Source organism: Halorubrum sp. DM2 (genome assembly GCF_901686465.1).
Classification (GTDB): domain Archaea; phylum Halobacteriota; class Halobacteria; order Halobacteriales; family Haloferacaceae; genus Halorubrum.
In genome coordinates, this window is the sequence record NZ_LR594487.1 from 853,316 (window position 1) to 871,232 (window position 17,917).

16 protein-coding genes are annotated in these 17,917 nt (G+C 68.9%); 8 read left to right on the forward strand and 8 right to left on the reverse strand.

The window, feature by feature from the left end:
- The first annotated feature begins 101 nt into the window (after nt 1–101).
- From QOL69_RS04445 to QOL69_RS04455, 3 genes are all read left to right on the forward strand, one after another.
- The gene (locus QOL69_RS04445; RefSeq protein WP_283402187.1) at nt 102–851 is read left to right on the forward strand and encodes a proteasome assembly chaperone family protein; all 750 of its coding nucleotides are present in this window, start codon (nt 102–104) and stop codon (nt 849–851) included.
- 96 nt (nt 852–947) lie between these two features.
- Entirely contained in the window at nt 948–2,000 is a 1,053-nt protein-coding gene (locus QOL69_RS04450) for an HTH-type sugar sensing transcriptional regulator TrmB (RefSeq protein WP_048076233.1), read from the forward strand.
- A gap of 95 nt (nt 2,001–2,095) precedes the next feature.
- Nucleotides 2,096–2,569, forward strand: a complete 474-nt coding sequence (locus QOL69_RS04455; protein WP_048076232.1) for a universal stress protein — start codon at nt 2,096–2,098, stop codon at nt 2,567–2,569.
- A gap of 32 nt (nt 2,570–2,601) precedes the next feature.
- Here the strand turns inward: QOL69_RS04455 and QOL69_RS04460 are convergent, their stop codons facing one another.
- Entirely contained in the window at nt 2,602–3,228 is a 627-nt protein-coding gene (locus QOL69_RS04460) for a DJ-1/PfpI family protein (RefSeq protein WP_283402188.1), read from the reverse strand.
- A gap of 66 nt (nt 3,229–3,294) precedes the next feature.
- Nucleotides 3,295–6,525: a carbamoyl-phosphate synthase large subunit gene (gene carB, locus QOL69_RS04465; RefSeq protein ID WP_283402189.1), complete on the reverse strand. Its 3,231-nt coding sequence runs from the start codon at nt 6,523–6,525 to the stop codon at nt 3,295–3,297.
- A gap of 242 nt (nt 6,526–6,767) precedes the next feature.
- Here carB and QOL69_RS04470 point away from each other — a divergent pair, with 242 nt between their 5' ends.
- Entirely contained in the window at nt 6,768–7,778 is a 1,011-nt protein-coding gene (locus QOL69_RS04470; RefSeq protein ID WP_283402190.1) for a hypothetical protein, read from the forward strand.
- Nucleotides 7,779–7,794: 16 nt separating this feature from the next.
- Here QOL69_RS04470 and QOL69_RS04475 read toward each other — a convergent pair whose 3' ends face one another.
- Nucleotides 7,795–8,019, reverse strand: coding sequence for a hypothetical protein (locus QOL69_RS04475; protein ID WP_048076226.1), 225 nt, complete (start codon nt 8,017–8,019; stop codon nt 7,795–7,797).
- A gap of 444 nt (nt 8,020–8,463) precedes the next feature.
- Here QOL69_RS04475 and QOL69_RS04480 point away from each other — a divergent pair, with 444 nt between their 5' ends.
- On the forward strand, nt 8,464–9,366 hold the full coding sequence (locus tag QOL69_RS04480) for a mechanosensitive ion channel family protein (RefSeq protein WP_283402191.1): 903 nt from the start codon (nt 8,464–8,466) through the stop codon (nt 9,364–9,366).
- A gap of 76 nt (nt 9,367–9,442) precedes the next feature.
- On the opposite strand, the gene QOL69_RS04485 is transcribed toward QOL69_RS04480, so the two are convergent.
- The 4 genes from QOL69_RS04485 to QOL69_RS04500 form a co-directional block, all read right to left on the reverse strand.
- Nucleotides 9,443–9,976 carry a DUF5815 family protein gene (locus QOL69_RS04485; protein WP_048076225.1) on the reverse strand — a complete coding sequence of 178 codons (534 nt, stop codon included), beginning with the start codon at nt 9,974–9,976 and terminating at the stop codon, nt 9,443–9,445.
- Between the two features lie 86 nt (nt 9,977–10,062).
- Nucleotides 10,063–10,308 (reverse strand): hypothetical protein, encoded by a 246-nt coding sequence (locus tag QOL69_RS04490; RefSeq protein WP_283402192.1) that lies wholly within the window; start codon nt 10,306–10,308, stop codon nt 10,063–10,065.
- Between the two features lie 86 nt (nt 10,309–10,394).
- The gene (locus QOL69_RS04495) at nt 10,395–12,617 is read right to left on the reverse strand and encodes a CDC48 family AAA ATPase (RefSeq protein WP_283402193.1); all 2,223 of its coding nucleotides are present in this window, start codon (nt 12,615–12,617) and stop codon (nt 10,395–10,397) included.
- 188 nt (nt 12,618–12,805) lie between these two features.
- The gene (locus tag QOL69_RS04500; RefSeq protein ID WP_283402194.1) at nt 12,806–13,489 is read right to left on the reverse strand and encodes a histidine kinase N-terminal 7TM domain-containing protein; all 684 of its coding nucleotides are present in this window, start codon (nt 13,487–13,489) and stop codon (nt 12,806–12,808) included.
- Nucleotides 13,490–13,646: 157 nt separating this feature from the next.
- Here QOL69_RS04500 and larC point away from each other — a divergent pair, with 157 nt between their 5' ends.
- Nucleotides 13,647–15,017: a nickel pincer cofactor biosynthesis protein LarC gene (gene larC, locus QOL69_RS04505; protein WP_283402195.1), complete on the forward strand. Its 1,371-nt coding sequence runs from the start codon at nt 13,647–13,649 to the stop codon at nt 15,015–15,017.
- Between the two features lie 82 nt (nt 15,018–15,099).
- Here the strand turns inward: larC and QOL69_RS04510 are convergent, their stop codons facing one another.
- A complete protein-coding gene (locus QOL69_RS04510; protein WP_283402196.1) occupies nt 15,100–15,453 on the reverse strand; it encodes a hypothetical protein in 354 nt (117 codons plus the stop codon).
- Between the two features lie 580 nt (nt 15,454–16,033).
- Between QOL69_RS04510 and aspS the strand changes: the two genes are divergently transcribed.
- Together aspS and QOL69_RS04520 are read left to right on the forward strand one after the other, a co-directional pair.
- Nucleotides 16,034–17,338 (forward strand): aspartate--tRNA(Asn) ligase, encoded by a 1,305-nt coding sequence (gene aspS / locus QOL69_RS04515; protein ID WP_283402197.1) that lies wholly within the window; start codon nt 16,034–16,036, stop codon nt 17,336–17,338.
- A gap of 275 nt (nt 17,339–17,613) precedes the next feature.
- Entirely contained in the window at nt 17,614–17,916 is a 303-nt protein-coding gene (locus QOL69_RS04520; protein ID WP_283402198.1) for a hypothetical protein, read from the forward strand.
- The last annotated feature ends 1 nt before the right edge of the window (nt 17,917 follow it).

Here is a 17,917-nt window from a genome sequence, read left to right on the forward strand (position 1 = left end):
GAGCGCGAGTAAGACGACTGCGAGTGCGAGACCGCGAGCGGGAACCGGCGGGCGCGACCGCCGGGGGCAACCACTAACACGTCGCTGAGCGAAGGGCCGGTATGTCGCGACCGCCCGCGGATCCGACGATACCGAGGTTCAGCGTCGAACACGACTCGCAGCCGGGAAGCACGCTGATCGCCGGATTCTCGTCGTTCGGGCTCGCCGGCCTGACCGCCGTCGACTATCTCGTCGATAATCTCGACCTCGAAGAGACGGGTCACGTCCGGATCGACGGCCTCCCGTCGATCACGCCGTTCACCAAGGGGACGCCCCGGCATCCGATCCGGCTGTACTCCGCCCCGGACCTCGACATCACCCTGCTGGTCGCCGAGCAGTTCGTTCCCCCCATGCCCGGCGGGCTGCTCGCCGACGCGCTCCTCGACTGGACGGCGGCGAACGGCGTCTCCGAGATCGCGGTGCTGGCGGGCGTCCCGGTGGCGCACGGTCCCGACGCCCACCGGACCTTCCACGTCGCCACCGAGGACTACCGCGCCGCGCGCCTCGGGGAGGGGACCGACGTGCCCGCGATGGAGTCCGGCTTCCTCGACGGGGCGAACGCCGGACTGCTCGAACGCGGGATCGACTCCCCGCTCGGCGTCGGCGTGTTCGTCACGCCGGTCCACGCGCAGGCCCCCGACGTCGACGCCGCGGTGCGGCTCGTCGACACGGCGAACGCGGTGTACGACCTCGGCGTCGACGCGGCCCCGCTGGAGGCGTTCGCCGAGGAGATCCGCCGCCACTACGAGGACCTCGCCGAGCGGATCGAGGAGCGGGAGCCGGAGGGGAGCTACGACCGGATGTATATGTAACGACCCCTACCGGGGCACGTAGGGAGGCCGCTCCGAAAACGCGTACAACTCGGCTCATAGTAAAAAGCTATAATCCCCGCCCCCGTCTCTCGTCACATGACGGACGACCTTCGGGACACCCTCGACCGCGTCGGGGACCGGTTCAACCTCGGCGAGTACGAGATCGACGCGTACCTCGCGGTGTTGGAACACGGCGAACTCACCGCCAGCGACATCGCCGACCGCACCGACATCCCGCAGCCGCGGGTGTACGACACCGTTCGGAGCCTCTCGGACCGCGGGCTCGTCGAACTCCGCGAGTCGCGGCCGATGAAGATCGTCGCCGTCGACCCCGAGGACGCCTTCGGCGACCTGCGTTCGTCGTTCGCGGAGATGGTGGACGAACTGGAGGCGCGTTACACTGCGCCGACCCGCGAGACGGAGGCGGTGTCGCTCGTGAAGTCGCGGTCGACGATCCTCCGGTACCTCGAAGAGGTGATCGCGAACGCGGAGTACGAGCTGGCGGTGTCGCTCACGCCCGGCCTCCTCAGGCGGTTCCGCGACGAGCTCGCCGCAAAGGTCGCCGCGGGGGTCAGCGTCGAGCTGCTCGTCACGCCCGCGTCGAACGCCCCCGACCCGACCGAGTTCGACTACCTGGAGGTCGCGACCATCGCCCGCGCGCGCCGGGGGATCACCACGCCCGTCCTCGCGGTCGGCGACGGCGAGTACTCCGTGTACGCCACCCAAGACGCCCTGCGCGACGACCGCGAGCGCTACGGGGTCATCTTCAACCGCTCCGCGCTCGGCTTCCTCGTCTCCGGCTTCTTCGGGACCGTCCTGTGGACGACCGCGGAGACGCTCGCCGCCGACGGGGAGGAACGACCCTTCCCGCGCCGCTACGCCTCCATCCGGCGCGCCGTCAAGGACGTCCGCGAGTTCGACGGCGAGGAGTTCTACGCGACCGTCGAGGGCCGCGACATCGAGACCGGCGAGGAGGTGACGGTCCGCGGGAAGGTCGTCGACGTCGCGTTCGTCGACACCGAGGAGGTCGCGTCGCTGGTCGTCGACACCGAGAACGGCCGCGTCGAGATCGGCGGCCGCGTCGCCGCCCTCGAAGATGTCGAGGGACAAGAGATCGTGATCGGCCGCGGCGAGCCGCCGGCGCTTTGAGGCGGCCCGAGACGCGCTGCCAGTGAGGCCGGAAGGCGACACCCGCGACGCCCGCATCGACAGCGTATTTACGTCCCGGAGCCCACCTGTCTGACATGACGCTCGTCGTGGTTCCGGTCCGGTTCCCCCCGTCGTCGCACTCGGCGGCGACGCTCCGAGAGGCTGCTCGCGTCGCCCAAGAGCGCGACGCCGACCTCACGATCCTCCACGTGGACCTGTACCAGCGCTCGGGCGGCGTCTCGCGCAGCGACCTCAAGCGCGCCGTCGAAGAGCGGATCGGCCGGCTCGACCGCGCGCGCTACGTCGTCCGCCGCGGCTTCCTCGTCGAGGAGACGATCTTAGAGGAGGTCGTCGCCGAGGGGGCCGACGTCGTCGTCATCGGCTCGAAACAGGCCGGTCGCTGGCGGCGGATGGTCCAGAAGCTCCTCTCGGACCCCGACATCGACTCGTTCCTCCGCGGCGAGCTGGACTGTACCGTGATCACCGTCGACGCCGACGGCGAGACCACGACGAGCGAGACGAGTACAGACGACGCCGCGCCGCTCCCGGACGACGCGGGCGACGACTGACCGCCCCGGCGACCCACTCCGGCTCCGGCGACCTACTCCGCGACCGCGTACCGCCGCTCGTACTCGATGACGGTCGCGACGCGGTCGGCGACCGCCTCCCCGAACTCCCGCTCGACGACGTAGAGCGCTAGGTCGAGCCCGGAGGTGACGCCGCCCGCGGTGAGCAGGTCGCCGTCGTCGACGACGCGCGCGTCGACGACCTCCGCGCCGGAGTCGCGCAGTTCCTCGACCGCGGAGGCGTGCGTGACGGCGCGGCGGCCGTCGGTGACGCCCGCCTCGGCGAGCAGCATCGACCCGGTACACACCGAGGCGATCCGGGTGCCCGCCGCGTGGTGCGCGGCGAGCGCGCGCGGCACGTCGCCCTTCTGCGCCTCCGCCCACGCGCTCGCCGCCTCGTCGCGCGCGCTCCACCCGCCGCCCGGAACGACCAGCAGGTCCGGGGCGTCGTCGGTCTCCGGACCGGGGAGCGTCCCGTCCACCCCGACCCGGGTCCCGTGGCTCGCGGTCACCTCCTCGCGGTCGGCGAGCGTGACGTACCGGACGCGGCCGGCGCGCTCGTCGTCCTCGGCGGCGTAGTCGAGCGCGTAGTCGAACACCTCGTACGGGCCGATCCCGTCCAGTTCGTCGAAGCCGTCGTACAGCAGAATATCGACGTTCATGCGCCAACCGAGGGGGGCGGACCGCTTGTGCGTTCCCCTCCGCGGGCCGCCCTCTCGCACCGCCCTCTATTCGCCCGCGCCCCAGTCCGCGACGCGCTTCGGGCGGTCGGAGACCGCCATCACGTCGAGGTCGTCGCCCGCGTGGTCGAGCGCCTCCAGCGCCGCCGTCGCGGAGGCGTGCGTCGAGAAGTAGGTGATCTCCTCTTCGACCGCCACCTCGAGGAGGTCGCGCTGGCGCGAGACGATGAGATCGAGTTCGCCGCGCTTGGCGGCCTCGATCAGGTCCGTCGCCTCGCTGAGTTCGAAGTGCTCCGCGTACCCGGCGACGAGCGCCTCGCCCGCCTCGGTGTCCGGGTCCGGGAACTCCTCGGCGGAGAGGTCGACGACGGCGGTGCCGGACTCCGGAATCGGCTTGCCTGTCGCGTCCTGCGCCTTGTCGTACGCCTTGCCGAAGGAGGTCGCGGTACCCATCACCTCGCCCGTCGACTTCATCTCCGGGCCGAGCCGCGGGTCGGAGCCCGGCAGCCGGTCGAACGGCAGGACGACCTCCTTCACGGAGCGGTGTTCCGGGATCTGCTCGTCGACGTCGAGGTCGGCGAGCGTGAGGTCGTCGGTCATCACCTTCGCCGCGAGCTTCGCGATGGGGACGCCCGTCGCCTTCGAGACGAAGGGGACGGTCCGCGAGGAGCGCGGGTTCGCCTCCAACACGTGCACCTCGCTTTCCGCGTCGGGGTCGTCGACCCCGGTCACCGCGAGCTGGACGTTGAGCAGGCCGACCGTGTCGAGCGCACGGGCGATGTCCTCGGTGACCTCGCGCACCCGGCCGAGCGTCTCGTCACCGAGCGAGCGCGGCGGGATCATACACGCCGAGTCGCCCGAGTGGACGCCCGCGCTCTCGACGTGTTCCATCACGCCGCCTAACAGCACGTCCTCGCCGTCCGCGACGGCGTCGACGTCCAGTTCGACCGCGTCGTCGAGGAACTGGTCGACGAGGATGGGCTTGTCCGGCGAGACCCGGACCGCCTCCTCGATGTACTCCTCTAACTCCGCGTCGTCCTTGACGACGCGCATCGCGCGGCCGCCCAGCACGTACGAGGGGCGCACTAAGACGGGGTAGCCGATCTCGTGGGCGAGTTCCAGCGCCTCGGCCTCGCTCGTCGCGGTGCCGCCGTCGGGCTGGGTGACGCCCAGCTCGTCCATCAGGACGTTGAACCGGTCGCGGTCCTCCGCCAGATCCATCGCCTGGACGCTCGTGCCCAGAATCTCGCAGTCGAGTCCGCGGCGCTCGATCTCGGCTTGGAGCGGTTCGCCCACGTTGACCGAGGTCTGCCCGCCGAACTGGACCATCACCCCGTCCGCGCCGGTCGTCTCGATCACGTCGGCGACCTCCTCGGCCGAGATGGGCTCGAAGAACAGCCCGTCGGAGGTGTCGTAGTCGGTCGAGACCGTCTCCGGGTTGTTGTTGATCACGTGCGCGTCGATGCCGAGTTCGCGGAGCGCGCGCACCGCGTGGACCGCGCAGTAGTCGAACTCGACGCCCTGACCGATCCGGATCGGGCCGCCGCCGACGACCACGACGCTCTCGACGTCGGGGTCGACGCGGACCTCGTTCGCCGCGCCCGCGGTGTCGGCCCCCTGAAGGAACTCCGGCAGGCGCGCGGAGTAGTAGTACGGCGTCGAGGCCTCGAACTCGCCCGCGCAGGTGTCGACCTGCTTGTAGGTGCGGTCCGGCACCGCGCTCTCGACCTGTCCCACGTCGGCGTCGACCCCGCCGGCGGTCGCGGTCGCCGCGATCTCCGCGTCGGTGCGGCCGACCATCGCCGCCCCGGTGAAGTCGCCCTCGGCGGCCGCGGCGGTCCCGTCGGCGATCTTCTCGAAGCGCTCGACGTACCAGCGGTGGATGCCGGTGAGATCGATCACGTCGTCGACCGCGTAGCCGCGGTCGAACGCCTCGAACATCGCGTACGGGCGGTCCGGGCTCGCGCGTTCGAGGTACTCCGACTCCAGCTCCGCGTCCGAAACTTCCTCGAAGTCGACGGCGGGGTCGTACTCGGAGGAGCGGAGCGCCTTCACCATGCTCTCCTCGAACGTCCGGCCGATCGACATCGCCTCGCCGGTCGATTTCATCGCCGTGCCCAGCTCGAAGTCGACGTCGTCGAACTTGTCGATGGGCCACCGCGGCACCTTCGTCACCACGTAGTCGATGGCCGGCTCGAAGGCGGCGGTCGTCTCGCCGGTGATCTCGTTGTCGATCTCGTGGAGCCGCTTGCCCAAGGCGACCTTCGCGGTGACGCGGGCGATCGGGTAGCCGGTCGCCTTCGAGGCGAGCGCCGAGGAGCGGGAGACACGGGGGTTCACCTCGACGACGCGGTACTCGCCGCCCGGGGTGCCGTCGTCGTGCCACGCGAACTGGATGTTACAGCCGCCCTGAATGCCCAGGTCGCGGATCACTTCGAGCGCCGCGTCACGCATCTCCTGGTGGCCGTCGTCGGGGATTACCTGCGAGGGGGTGACGACGGTGGACTCGCCGGTGTGGATCCCCATCGGGTCGATGTTCTCCATGTTACAGATGATGATACAGGAGTCGTCGGCGTCCCGCATCACCTCGTACTCCAGCTCGACCCAGCCGGCGATGGACTCGGTGATCAGCACCTCGCTGTTCCGCGAGAGCCGGAGCCCCTTGCGGACCCGCTCGACCAGCTCCTCGAACTCGTCGACGACGCCGGAGCCGGAGCCGCCGAGCGTGTACGTCGTCCGCGCGATGACGGGGAGTCCGCCCACGTCGTCGACGGCCGACTGGACGCGCTCGCGGAACGCCGCCTCGTCGAAGTCGGTGACGGACTCGTCCTCGTCTAAGGAGATGGTGGTCGACTTCGGGACGGGCTGGCCGAGCCCCTCCATGCGCTGGCGGAACAGGTCGCGGTCCTCCGTCGCGTAGATGGTGTCCAGCGGCGTGCCCATCACCTCGACGTCGTGCTCCTCTAAGATCCCCTCCTCCGCGAGCTCCGCGGTGACGTTGAGACCGGTCTGACCGCCCAGCCCCGCGATGACGCCGTCCGGCTCCTCGATCCGGATGACTTCCGCGATCGCCTCGGGCGTGATCGGCTCGATGTACACCCGGTCGGCCGTCTCCGGGTCGGTCATGATCGTCGCCGGATTCGAGTTCACCAGGACGACGCGAGCGCCCTCCTCCTGGAGGGCGCGACACGCCTGCGCGCCGGAGTAGTCGAACTCGGCCGCCTGTCCGATCTGTATCGGTCCGCTGCCGATGAGTAGAATCGTCCGGTCCTCGCTCATTACGCGGACGGAATACGCTCATCGTAATAAGGTCGACGGTAGAGTACGAATCTCGCAACGAGTTTGCGATTTTCGCAAGTGGTAGTGTACCACGGTGATAGGTGCCATACACCACGATACGCGACACCCTCATCGAGAATCCGATCGTTCCCGGCCCGCGAACGACCCGTCCGCGACGAATCGACGGGGTGAGCCGTCTACCACAAGGAATTTATCGGGAACTCGGCGATTCCGAGGCGGATATGACATGTTCCCGCCGCCGTGCCCTCCAACTGCTCGGCGCGACCGCCGCGACCGCTGTGACCGCTGGGTGTCTGAACCCCGGCGGTCTCAGTTCGTACGCGCTCCTCGGCGACGAGGAGGACCTCTCGTCGATCGGTCGGCCGTACCTGTGGCCGGACCCGACCGAAATTGACGCCGTGACCCGCGTCGACTTCGCGACCGAGACGAAGGCGGCGTGGCTCTCGGAACTGTCCGAGACCGGCAGCGTGACCGTCAGACAGTGGCCGCTCGTCGGACGCGACGCGTGGGGGACCGAGACGCGGCCGCGACCGACGTTCCTCCGGCGAGACGGGACCTTCTACGAGGTCCGCATTTCCGAGGAGCGGATCCTCGAACTGGAGCGGTGGCACTTCGCGGTCGAACGGGTCGACGAGACGCCGCCCGACGACGCGACGGTCGCGCGGCCGCCGTTCGACCTCTCGGCGCAGGACGAGCGCGTCCTCGACGCGGCGCTCGAGGCCGTGTACGCGAGCAACGACGGCTTCCTCGGCACCCCCGAGTTCGACGAGCTACAGACCGTCGAGTACCATCACGAACTCGACGCGGCGGCCAGCGCGCTCGTCCCCTCGCCGCCGTTCGCGTTCGTCGAGTACGAGGGCGAGTACTTCCGGCCGGTCGCGGAGCGGCGGACGGTCGTCGTTCCCGAGTGGACGTACGCCGTCAGCGAGATCGCGGACGAGCGGAGCCGGTTCGAGGAGCACGCGCGCGAGGCGATCGTCGGACGTGACCTCGACGACGCCGGACTCTCGGACGCCGCTCAGGATGTGTTAGACGACGCAATCGCGGAGGAGCCGCGTCGGTACGAGGAGGGAGATCCGCCCTCGGACGCGCTCGTCGACGCCCTCGACGCGCTCGGCATCGCCGCCGACCTCCGACCGATAGGGGAGTACGACGACCGGGTCGACTTCCGGAACGTCGTCGTCGACTACCGGGACGGTGTCTATCGGTTCGATCTGATCGTGACGCCGTAGCCGACCGGAGCGGCGCTCAGGTTTCGAGCCGGTACTGGTACGGCTGACCCGCGATAACCTCTATCTCGCCGCGCTCGGCCCGCCGCCCGAGCACCGTGGCGACGCGGTGCGGGCTGTCGATCTCCTCGCAATCGTCGCACTCCTCGACGAGGGCGAGGATCTCCCGCGCCGTCAGCGGCTCGTCGGCCTCGGCGAGCACGCCGCGGATCCGCTCGTACCGGTCGTATTCGCCGGCACTCATACGTCTTACGTACGGTCTCCGAACATATAGGGTTCAGTGAGACAGGAGTCGGACAACCGTCTGACAGAAGGGGTGTAGCGGCCGTTCTCGTGGACCCGACCCGTCGATCGGGGTGCGGTACTCATCATCGCGGACCTCGATCCGGTTTCAGCGAACAGGTAGATACCACTCGGGGTTCGGTCTGAGTCCGCGACCTCGTTCCGTCGGTTCGAACGGCCCGTATGGAGTCTCGACGGAAGGGAATTCGGTGACTGTGCCCCGATATGTCGTGTTTACTTAATTCGTACGAGTGCGTACCCCGGCTATGGAGTTCGAGGCCCAGCGGGAGAGTCCGACGGGTGATCGGGTAGCTCGGGCCGATAACGGGAACCTCCCGGGGAGCGTTCGGTGGTCTCCCGCGTACGGGGTCGTTCCGAAGAACTCACGCGACCGATCGGGGAATCGATGACGACGGGAATCATCACGGCGGCGACGGTGCTCCGACAGGCCTCTGAGCCGGATCCCGGGCCCGAAGAGCTGACCGTGTTCTGGCCGCTTCTGGTTCAACTCGGCTGGTTTCTCGCCGGCTTCTCGGCGGTCGTCCTGATCGGGTGGCTGGTCGTACAACCGGTTCTCAGACGAGCCGTCCGGCGACGGAACCGCAACAACCCGACCCTCCAAGCCGCCGTCGTCCTGTACTTCCGCCTCCTCGTGGTGCTGGTGGGGACGCTGGTCGGGGTCGCGCTCGCCGGCTACGGGGAACTCCTCGGTGACTCCGCGCTCGTCATCAGCGCGGTCGCGCTGGCGGTGGGGATCGCCGCACGCGAGGTGATCGGATCGCTCGTCAGCGGGGTCGCACTGGTTCTCGACCCGGAGTTCAACGTCGGCGACCATATCAAGTGGAACGGCGGGGAGGGGACCGTACAGTCGATCGCCCTCCGAATCACTCGCGTCGAGACCGCCGCCGGCGAGCTCGTGACCATCCCGAACACCATACTGACCGCACACGAGATCACTCGGCCGTACGGCCGAGGGAATCATCGGATCGTACAGGAACTCCGCGTCGGTTACGAGAGCGACCTCGACGACGTACTGTGCCAGCTCATCGAGGTGGCCGGTGAGACGGAGGGGATTCTCACCGACCCGCCTCCGGCCGCGTACGTCGACGAGCTCGGTGACGACGCGGTTTCGGTCCGGGTCCACTACTGGATCACCGACCCGACTCGACGCGATGTCTTCGCGGTCAGGTCCGCGTACGCGCGGGCCGCCAAAGACCGGCTCGAAGCCGAGGGGATCAACGTCAGCCCGCCGGCCGAACGCGAACTCTCCGGCCGGATTCGCCTTAGCGATCCCTCCGAACGAGAATGAGCGACCGGAGACACCGCACGGCACCAGCGCATCGGGTGGTCCGTCTCGTCCGGCTCGGAACGTCCGATCGTCGCGCTCAGGCGTACGGGTCCTCTGCTTCGAGGTCGCGCTCCGCCCGGTACTGTTCGACGAACTCGCTCACGTCGAACTCGACCATCTCCTGTTCGAACGCCGACAGCGCCTCGTCGTCTTCGGCGTGGCTCACGGCGTGTTCCATCAGTTCGACGACGAGTTCGACGACGACCTCGTGGAGCCGCCGGGAGTCGAACTCCGTCACCCATGCCATCGCGTACCCGACGTCCGCGTTCTCGCTGGCGTCGTGCGCGACGACGGCCTCCGGGAACTCCTCTAAGACGACGCCGAGCAGGTGCGGCGTGTCGAACTCCGGCATCTCCTCGCTGGTCGTCTCGATCGCTTCGCGCAGGACATCGACCAAAAAGTCCGGGAGGAACCGCTCGGGGGGGTGGACGTCCATCACGACCGCGTGGGTCTCACCGCAGGCGCACTCGTACTCGCGCATCCCGAGGTCCAGTTCGTCGACGCCGATCGCCTCCCCGCAGGGCAGCTCCAGCGCGTTCTCGTCGCCGCCGGGGACGCGGGGCTGAGACATACCTGCCTTTGGCCGTTCGCGGGGTTAAAAGGCGCGGAACGCGTCGCTGCGTCACCGCGGGGCATGACTGTCCCCGGCCCGTCGCGCTACTCGAAGTCCTCGTAGCCCCCCTCGTCGTCGCCGTCGGTGTCGCTATCGCTGCCGCCGTCGGTGTCGCTATCGCTGCCGCCGTCCGGTGACCCGTACGTCTCGACCTCGGCTTCGACCTCGATCTCGATCCCGTTCGCCTCGTAGGTCGCCTCGATCAGTTCGGCGTCGTCGCGCTCGATCTCCAGTTCGTCGCGGTCGACCTCCACTTCGACTTCCACGTCGACGGTAACATCATCTGACATGCTCGGCTCTCGATACGGGACGTGTACGCAAAAACGGTCGGCAGCGCGAGGTCGGGACGTCCCGGCCGTCCGGGCGGCTCCGCCGCTTACTGGAACCCGACGCGACCGCCGGTGTCGCGGAGCGCCTCTCCCTTGCCGCCCTTGAACTGCTCTTCGACCTCGTCGTAGTACGCGAGGATGTCTTCGTTTATCGTCGGCCGCACCGACTCCATCGCCCGCCGGAAGTGTTTCATCTCTACCTCCTGGGCGTCGTCGTCGTCGCGCAGCGCCTCGATGGCGGCCTCGCGGGCGATCCCTTCGAGGTCGGAGCCGACGTAACCGTCGGTGATCTCGGCGATCTCGCGGAGGCTCACGTCGGGCGCGAGCGGGGTGTTCTGCGTGTGGATGTCGAGGATCTGCTCGCGGCCCTCCTGGTCGGGCTGGCCGATCATCACGAGCCGGTCGAACCGCCCCGAGCGCAGCAGCGCGGGGTCGATCATGTCCGGCCGGTTGGTCGCGCCGATGACCATCACGTCGCCCATGTCCTCTAACCCGTCCAGCTCGGTGAGCAGCTGGTTGACGACGCGCTCTGAGACGTTGTTTCCGGCCTCCTGCCCGCGTGCGGGCGCGAGGCTGTCGAGCTCGTCGAAGAAGATGATCGTCGGGCTCACCTGCCGGGCCTTCCGGAAGGTCTGTCTGATCGCCTTCTCCGACTCGCCGACCCACTTCGAGAGCAGCTGCGGGCCTCGCACCGAGATGAAGTTCGCGTTCGTCTCGTTGGCGACCGCCTTCGCCATCAGCGTCTTCCCGGTGCCCGGCGGGCCGTACAGCAACACCCCCTTCGGGGCGTTGACGCCCATCCGGTCGAACTTCTCCGGCGAGGTGAGCGGCCACTCGACCGACTCCTGGACCTGCTGTTGGGCCTCGCTGAGGCCGCCCACGTCGTCCCACGAGATCTTCGGTAGCTCGACGAGCACCTCGCGCATCGCCGACGGCTCCACCTCGTTCAGCGCGCCCGAGAAGTCGTTGCGCTTGACGATCATCCGGTCGATGAGGCTGGGGGGAACCTCCTCCTCGTCGAGATCGATCTCCGGGAGGTACCGGCGCAGCGCCTTCATCGCGGCCTCCTTGGTGAGGCTCTCGATGTCCGCGCCGACGAACCCGTGCGTCTCGTCGGCGAGGTGGTCTAAGCTCACGTCGTCCGAGAGCGGCATCCCGCGGGTGTGGATCTGGAGGATCTCCTTGCGGCCCACCTCGTCGGGGACGCCGATCTCGATCTCGCGGTCGAACCGCCCGGGGCGGCGGAGCGCGGGGTCGACGCTGTCGACGCGGTTCGTCGCGCCGATGACGATCACCTGCCCGCGCGTCTCTAACCCGTCCATCATCGTCAGCAGCTGGGCGACGACGCGGCGCTCGACCTCGCCGGTGACGTCCTCGCGTTTCGGCGCGATCGAGTCCAGCTCGTCGATGAAGATGATGCTCGGGCTCTCCTCTTTGGCGTCCTCGAAGATCTCTCTGAGCTGCTGTTCGGACTCGCCGTAGTACTTCGAGATGATCTCCGGGCCGGCGATCGAGAAGAACGACGCCGAGGTCTCGTTGGCGACCGCCTTCGCCAGGAGGGTCTTCCCGGTTCCCGGCGGGCCGTGAAGCAGGACGCCCTGCGGCGGCTCGATGCCGAGCTTCGAGAAGATCTGCGGGTGTTTCATCGGCAGCTCCACCATCTCGCGGACGCGCTGGATCTCCGACTGGAGCCCGCCGATGTCCTCGTAGGTGATCCCGCCGCCGGTCTTCTCGAACCCGGAGATCGGCTCCTCGCGCAGCTCGACCTCCGTGTCCTCGGTGATGAGACAGACGCCGTCCGGCTCCGTCTCGACCGCGATCAGCGGGATCGCCTGCCCGGGCGACCGCATGAACGGGTGGTTCGTCGACGACATCACGGGGACGATGTCGCGCTCGACGACCGGCCGCTTGAGGATCTGGCGTTTCACCATCCCGGCGGCGTCGGAGCCGAACTGGACGGACGCCTCCTCCGGCGGGGCGAGGACGAGCTTGTCGGCCTTCTCGGCCTCCGCCTTCCGGATGGTGACGCGCTCGCCGATGCCGACGTCCGCGTTCTGCCGGGTGAACCCGTCCACCCGCACGGTGTCGGTGTTCCAGTCCTGACGGTCCGCGCGCCAGACCTTCGCGGCGGTGGTCTCCGCGCCCTCGATCTCGATGATGTCGCCGGGCGAGAGCTTCAGGTGCAACAGCGTGTCGGGGTCGAGTCGGGCGATGCCGCGGCCCGAGTCGTTCGGGTACGCCTTCGCCACTTCGAGTTGGACTTCGTTCATGGTTCCTCGCGGGGGATGGTCGTATCTGGATCCGGTCCGGGAATAAGCCTGTTGCCCGTGTGGGGGCCATCGATCCGACCCGCGGGATCGGCGGCCGCGAAAGGCTGTGTGATCATATAGCACGGTACGGATTCCGCTCTTAAAACCCCGTCGTAACTGTGTGTTTTCGCCGTTTCGCTTGGGGACGCTCACGACGACCGGGCCTGAACGACGCCGACGACGAGGAGGCCGGACGCGACGACGGGCGTCGCCGCCCCCGACCCGGGCACCGCGACGTTGCTCCCGACGACGCCGAGGGCCACGGCGGCGGCGCAGCCGGCGTACGCCCGCGCGAACCGACGGTCACGGCGGGAGCCGCGCGACCGTGCGAACAGCCACACGCCCGCCGCGAACAGCCCCGCGACGAGCAGCGTGTGCGCCCAGTAGGCGGTCGTGGGGACGACGGCGTTGGTACCGAAGGCGGTCGCGGTCTCGGCGATCCCGTCCCAGTACACCCCGTGGATCGGCGTCGTGACGACCAGTCCGACGTTCGCACCGACGACGAGCGCGACGCCCGCGTACACCGCGGGGTGGCTGAGCGTCGCCGGCGTGCTGTGGGCCGTGCTGGCGAACAGGAACCACCCCAGACCGGCCACGGACGCCCCGACCAGCGACAGGAGGTAGAAGTACGCCTGCGTCATCGGTTCCGGGGAGAACGGACGGAACGCCGCCGTTCCGCCCCAGATGGCGACCCCGATGGCGAGGACGCCGAACGAGAGGCCGTTGTCGCTCTCGCGGTGTGCGATCGCGGTTCGGAGGCCGGGACCGACGGCGACGAGCGAGGCGACCGCCCCGAGGGCGGCCCAGACCGTCCCGACCGTGGAGGGAGACATACCGACCGGTGTCAATCTGCCGTATTAGGGTTTTTCATACGGCCGACAAGTTCGACCGACAGCTTCGACTGACCGCCGCTCGACGGACCCGCCGTCGGGACGGGCTCGGAACCCGCCGATCAGGGAGTATTTGTCCCCAGCTGGCCTCCGATAGGCCATGCGAACGCTCGTCTTCGACGGTCGGACCGGTGCCGCCGGCGACATGATCTGCGCCGCGCTGATCGCGGCCGGAGCCGACCCCGACGCCCTCGCCCCTGTGACCGATCGGCTCCCGGTCCGGTACGAGGTCGGAGAGACGACAAAAAACGGGATCCGGGCGACCACCGTCGACGTGTTCGTCGACGACGACCACTCCCACGGCGACACTGGCGAGTACTCTCACGACCACGCTGACGACCACTCCCACGGCGACACTGACGGTCACCCCCACGACCACTCCCACGACCACGCCGACGCCGATCACACACACGCCGAAGGGGCCGGCGTCCGCCGGAGCTACTTGGAGGTGGTCGACCTCGTCGAGTCGATGGACCTCCCCGCCGCGGTCGAGTCGACCGCGCTCGACGCCTTCGAACTGCTCGGCCGCGCGGAGGCGTCGGTCCACGGCACCGACCTCGACGAGACGCACTTCCACGAGGTGGGCGCGGACGACGCGATCGCAGACGTGGTCGGCGCGGCGCTGCTGCTCGCCGACCTCGACCCGGAGCGCGTGGTCACGACCCCGGTCGCCGCCGGCGGCGGCACGGTCGAGATGAGCCACGGGACGTACCCCGTCCCGGCACCCGCGACGACGGAGATCGCGACCCGTGCCGGCTTCCGGATCGTCGGCGGTCCGATCGACCGCGAACTGCTGACGCCGACCGGTGCGGCGATCCTCGGCGCGGTCGCCGATGGCGTCGACGCGGTGCCGGATATTTCGGTCGAACACGCGGGCTACGGGGCCGGCGACGCCGACTTCGAGCGCCATCCGAACGTCCTCCGCGCGCTCGTCGGCGACGGCGGCAGAGCGGGAGACGGAAGCGAGGCGGACCGTGCGGACTCCGCGGAGGGGAAACTCGTCCACGACGACATCGCCGTTCTGGAGACGAACCTCGACGACGCCGCACCCGAGGTCCTCGGCGGGCTTCAGGAGACCCTCTCGCGCGCCGGCGCGCGAGACGTGACGATCGTTCCGACGACGATGAAGAAGTCGCGGCCCGGGCACCTCGTGAAGGTGATCTGTAAGCCCGACGACGCGGCGGCGGTCGCCGAGCGCCTCGCCCGCGAGACCGGGACGCTCGGGGTGCGCCAGTCCGGCGCGAGCCACCGCTGGATCGCCGAGCGCGAGTTCGAGACGGCGACGCTCCGCGTCGACGGCGCGGCCCACGAGGTGGCCGTCAAGGTCGCCTCGACGACTGAGGGCGACGTGTACGACGTCAGCGGGGAGTACGACGACGCGGTCGCGGTCGCGGAGGCGACCGGCCTCCCCATCCGAGAAGTGCTTCGGCGGGCCGAGAGCGTCGTTCGGGAGCGGCTGGGCGACGAGTAGCGGAGCGGAATCGAGAGGGAGAAGTGGCGGACAGGAGCGAGAAGTAGCGGAGCGGGAGCGAGGAGGGGAGACGACCGCCCCGTCAGTCGGGCGGATCGACCCGCTCGACGCGCTCGGGGTCGACGCCGAACCCGTCGGCGAGTCGGTCGGCGACCGCGGCCGGCGCTGGTGGGTCCGTGCCCGCCGAATCGCTCGCGTCGCGGCCGGGAGGCTCGGTTGCGCGGGCCTCCTCGTCGACCGCGAGGGTCGCGACGGCCTCGACCGTGGTGTCGTTCAGGCCGGGCTGTAATCCGGCAATTTCCAGCTTTTCGACGCTGATACCGTCGATTCGCTCGATCTGTGCTCTCGCGCCGGCGACGAGGTCGCCGGTCGCCGCCTCCGAGACGCGGACGGAGACCGTCGCCTCGACGGACGGCGTGTGGTCGGCTGCTGCCATACTCCCTCGCCGCGAGTCGAACGCGGCGCGGACGGCGTCGCGGGGCGACCGGTCGGCGAGACCGATCGGACCCGCGGGTCCGCGTCCCCGGGCCCCGGGCGACGTGGATCGCCGCTGACGCCCGCGAGGGACACGGTCGCGGCTCGACGCGCGAGACGACAGCGCAGGCTGGAGAGAACGGGGATCTGGTCCGTCCCGCGGGGAAACCTCCCCAGCCGACGCGCGTCACGCGGTCGGGCGGACGGACCGTGGGTTCGGAGTCCCGTAGCCGATACCCGTCCACCCGAGGAACGCGACGCTCGCGGATCGAACGAGCGTCGAGCGGGTGGAACGGGTCATTTGGGTCTCCGGCGGCGCGTACCGCGCCGTTGACGACACCGTGGACGGGTTTCGTATTAAAATTATGCTGGCTATGCTACCACATGTCACGACGAGTTCTCGCGAGCAGATCCGGAATCCGTCGCGGTCGCGGTCTCGGCGGAGAACGCGTTCGAGACGGCCACAGCGGTCGGGTTCCGCCGACGCCGAGACGACAAACCTATGCCGGCCGCCCGACCAGTTTGCCGTAACACCCGTCTCCATGATCGAGCGAATTCACACGTCGGACGTCGAACCGGACGCGGACGAGGTCGCCATCGCCGGCCACGTCCACGAGATCCGCGACCTCGGTGGGCTGGTCTTCCTCATCGTGCGCGACCGCGAGGGGCTCATCCAGATCGTCTTCAAAGAGGAGCGCGAGCCGGAGCTGTTCGAGGCCGTTCAGGACGTCGGGGCCGAGGACGTCGTCCGCGTCGTGGGCGAGCCGCTGGAGAGCGACCAGGCCCCCGGGGGCGTCGAGATCGCGCCCACGGAGTACGAGGTCATCGACGAGGCGGACTCCCCGCTTCCCTTAGAGATCTCGAAGGACATCGAGGTCGATCTGTCGACCCGCCTCGACAACCGTGCGCTCGACCTCCGGAAGCCGGAGACGCTCGCGGTGTTCACGCTGCGCTCCGAGCTGATCACCGCGATGGAGGAGTGGTTCGACGACGAGGGGTTCGTCGACATCAAGACGCCCCTGATCTCGAAGGGCGGCGCGGAGGGCGGCGCAGAGCTGTTCCCGATCCTCTACTACAACCAGGACGCCTTCCTCTCGCAGAGCCCGCAGCTCTACAAGCAGATGCTGATGGCCTCCGGCTACGAGGCGGTCTACGAGACCGGGACCGCGTTCCGCGCCGAGGACTTCGCGACCTCCCGCCACGTCTCCGAGATTTCGATGTTCGACGTGGAGCTGGCGTACATCGACGACCACGACGACGTGATGGACGTGCAAGAGGAGTCGCTGCGATACGCGCTCCGTCGGGTCGCCGAGAACGCCGAGCGCGAACTCGACCTGCTCGACGTCGACCTCGACGTGCCCGAAGACGACTTCCCGCGGATCACCTTCGACGAGGCGCTCGACATCTTGGAGACCGAGTACGGGCACTTCCCGGACGACCCGACCGACCTCGATACGAAAGGCGAGAAGCTGCTCGGCGAGCACTTTGAGGAGCAGGGTCACCCCGCGTTCTTCGTCGTCGGCTACCCCGACGAGAAGTTCTACTACATGCAAGAGGTCGAGGGCGACGACATCGCCTCCCGGAAGTTCGACCTGATCTACAAGGGTCAGGAGCTCTCCTCGGGCGGCCAGCGCGAACACGACGTCGAGCGCATGGTCGAGGTCATGGAGGAAGAGGGCGTCGAGACGAGCAACTTCGAGTTCTACATCGAGGCGCTCAGCTTCGGCACCCCCCCGCACGGCGGCTACGGGCTGGGGATCGACCGCCTCGTCCAGAAGGTCGCCGACCTCGACAACATCAAGGAGGCGATCATGTTCCCGCGCGACCCGAACCGGCTGGAGCCCTGATCGCGGCGACCCGTCCGTCGGGTCGAGTCTTCGATCGGACCAAGCCGCCGACCGCAGCACGCGCGACGAAACTCCATTTCTGACGCGGTCCGCGGCTCGCCGTCGACCGCGGTCGTTTCGCCGGTTCATTTATAAGCGAACGCGTCGCTCAGCGTTCCGACCCTCGATCGCGGTCGTTGAACCGTCTCCGTTCGGTTAAACCGGGTAAAATCGGGCAAAAATGGGCTGAACGGCTTGCGGCATTCAAGTGTGTCTGGACCCGAGCGGAAATCGCAATGAACGCCATTCGAACCACGCTGATCGCGGCCATCGCCGCGGTGGTACTGATCGGGACCGGCACGGCCGCCGGTGCCGTCGCGGCGACCCCCGGCCCGGGCGACGCACCCGGCGACGCGGGACCGCCGAGCGACCTCCCGGATCAGGTTCCGGAGTTCGTCGGCGACCTGCTGAGTAGCGTGAACGAGTTCCTCTCCGGCGGCGTCGACGACCTCGGTGAGACCGTGAGCGACCTCGCCGGTAACGGTGCCGCCGACGGCGACGCGTCCGGCGGGGACGACGCGGACGAGGAGGGGGCGTAAC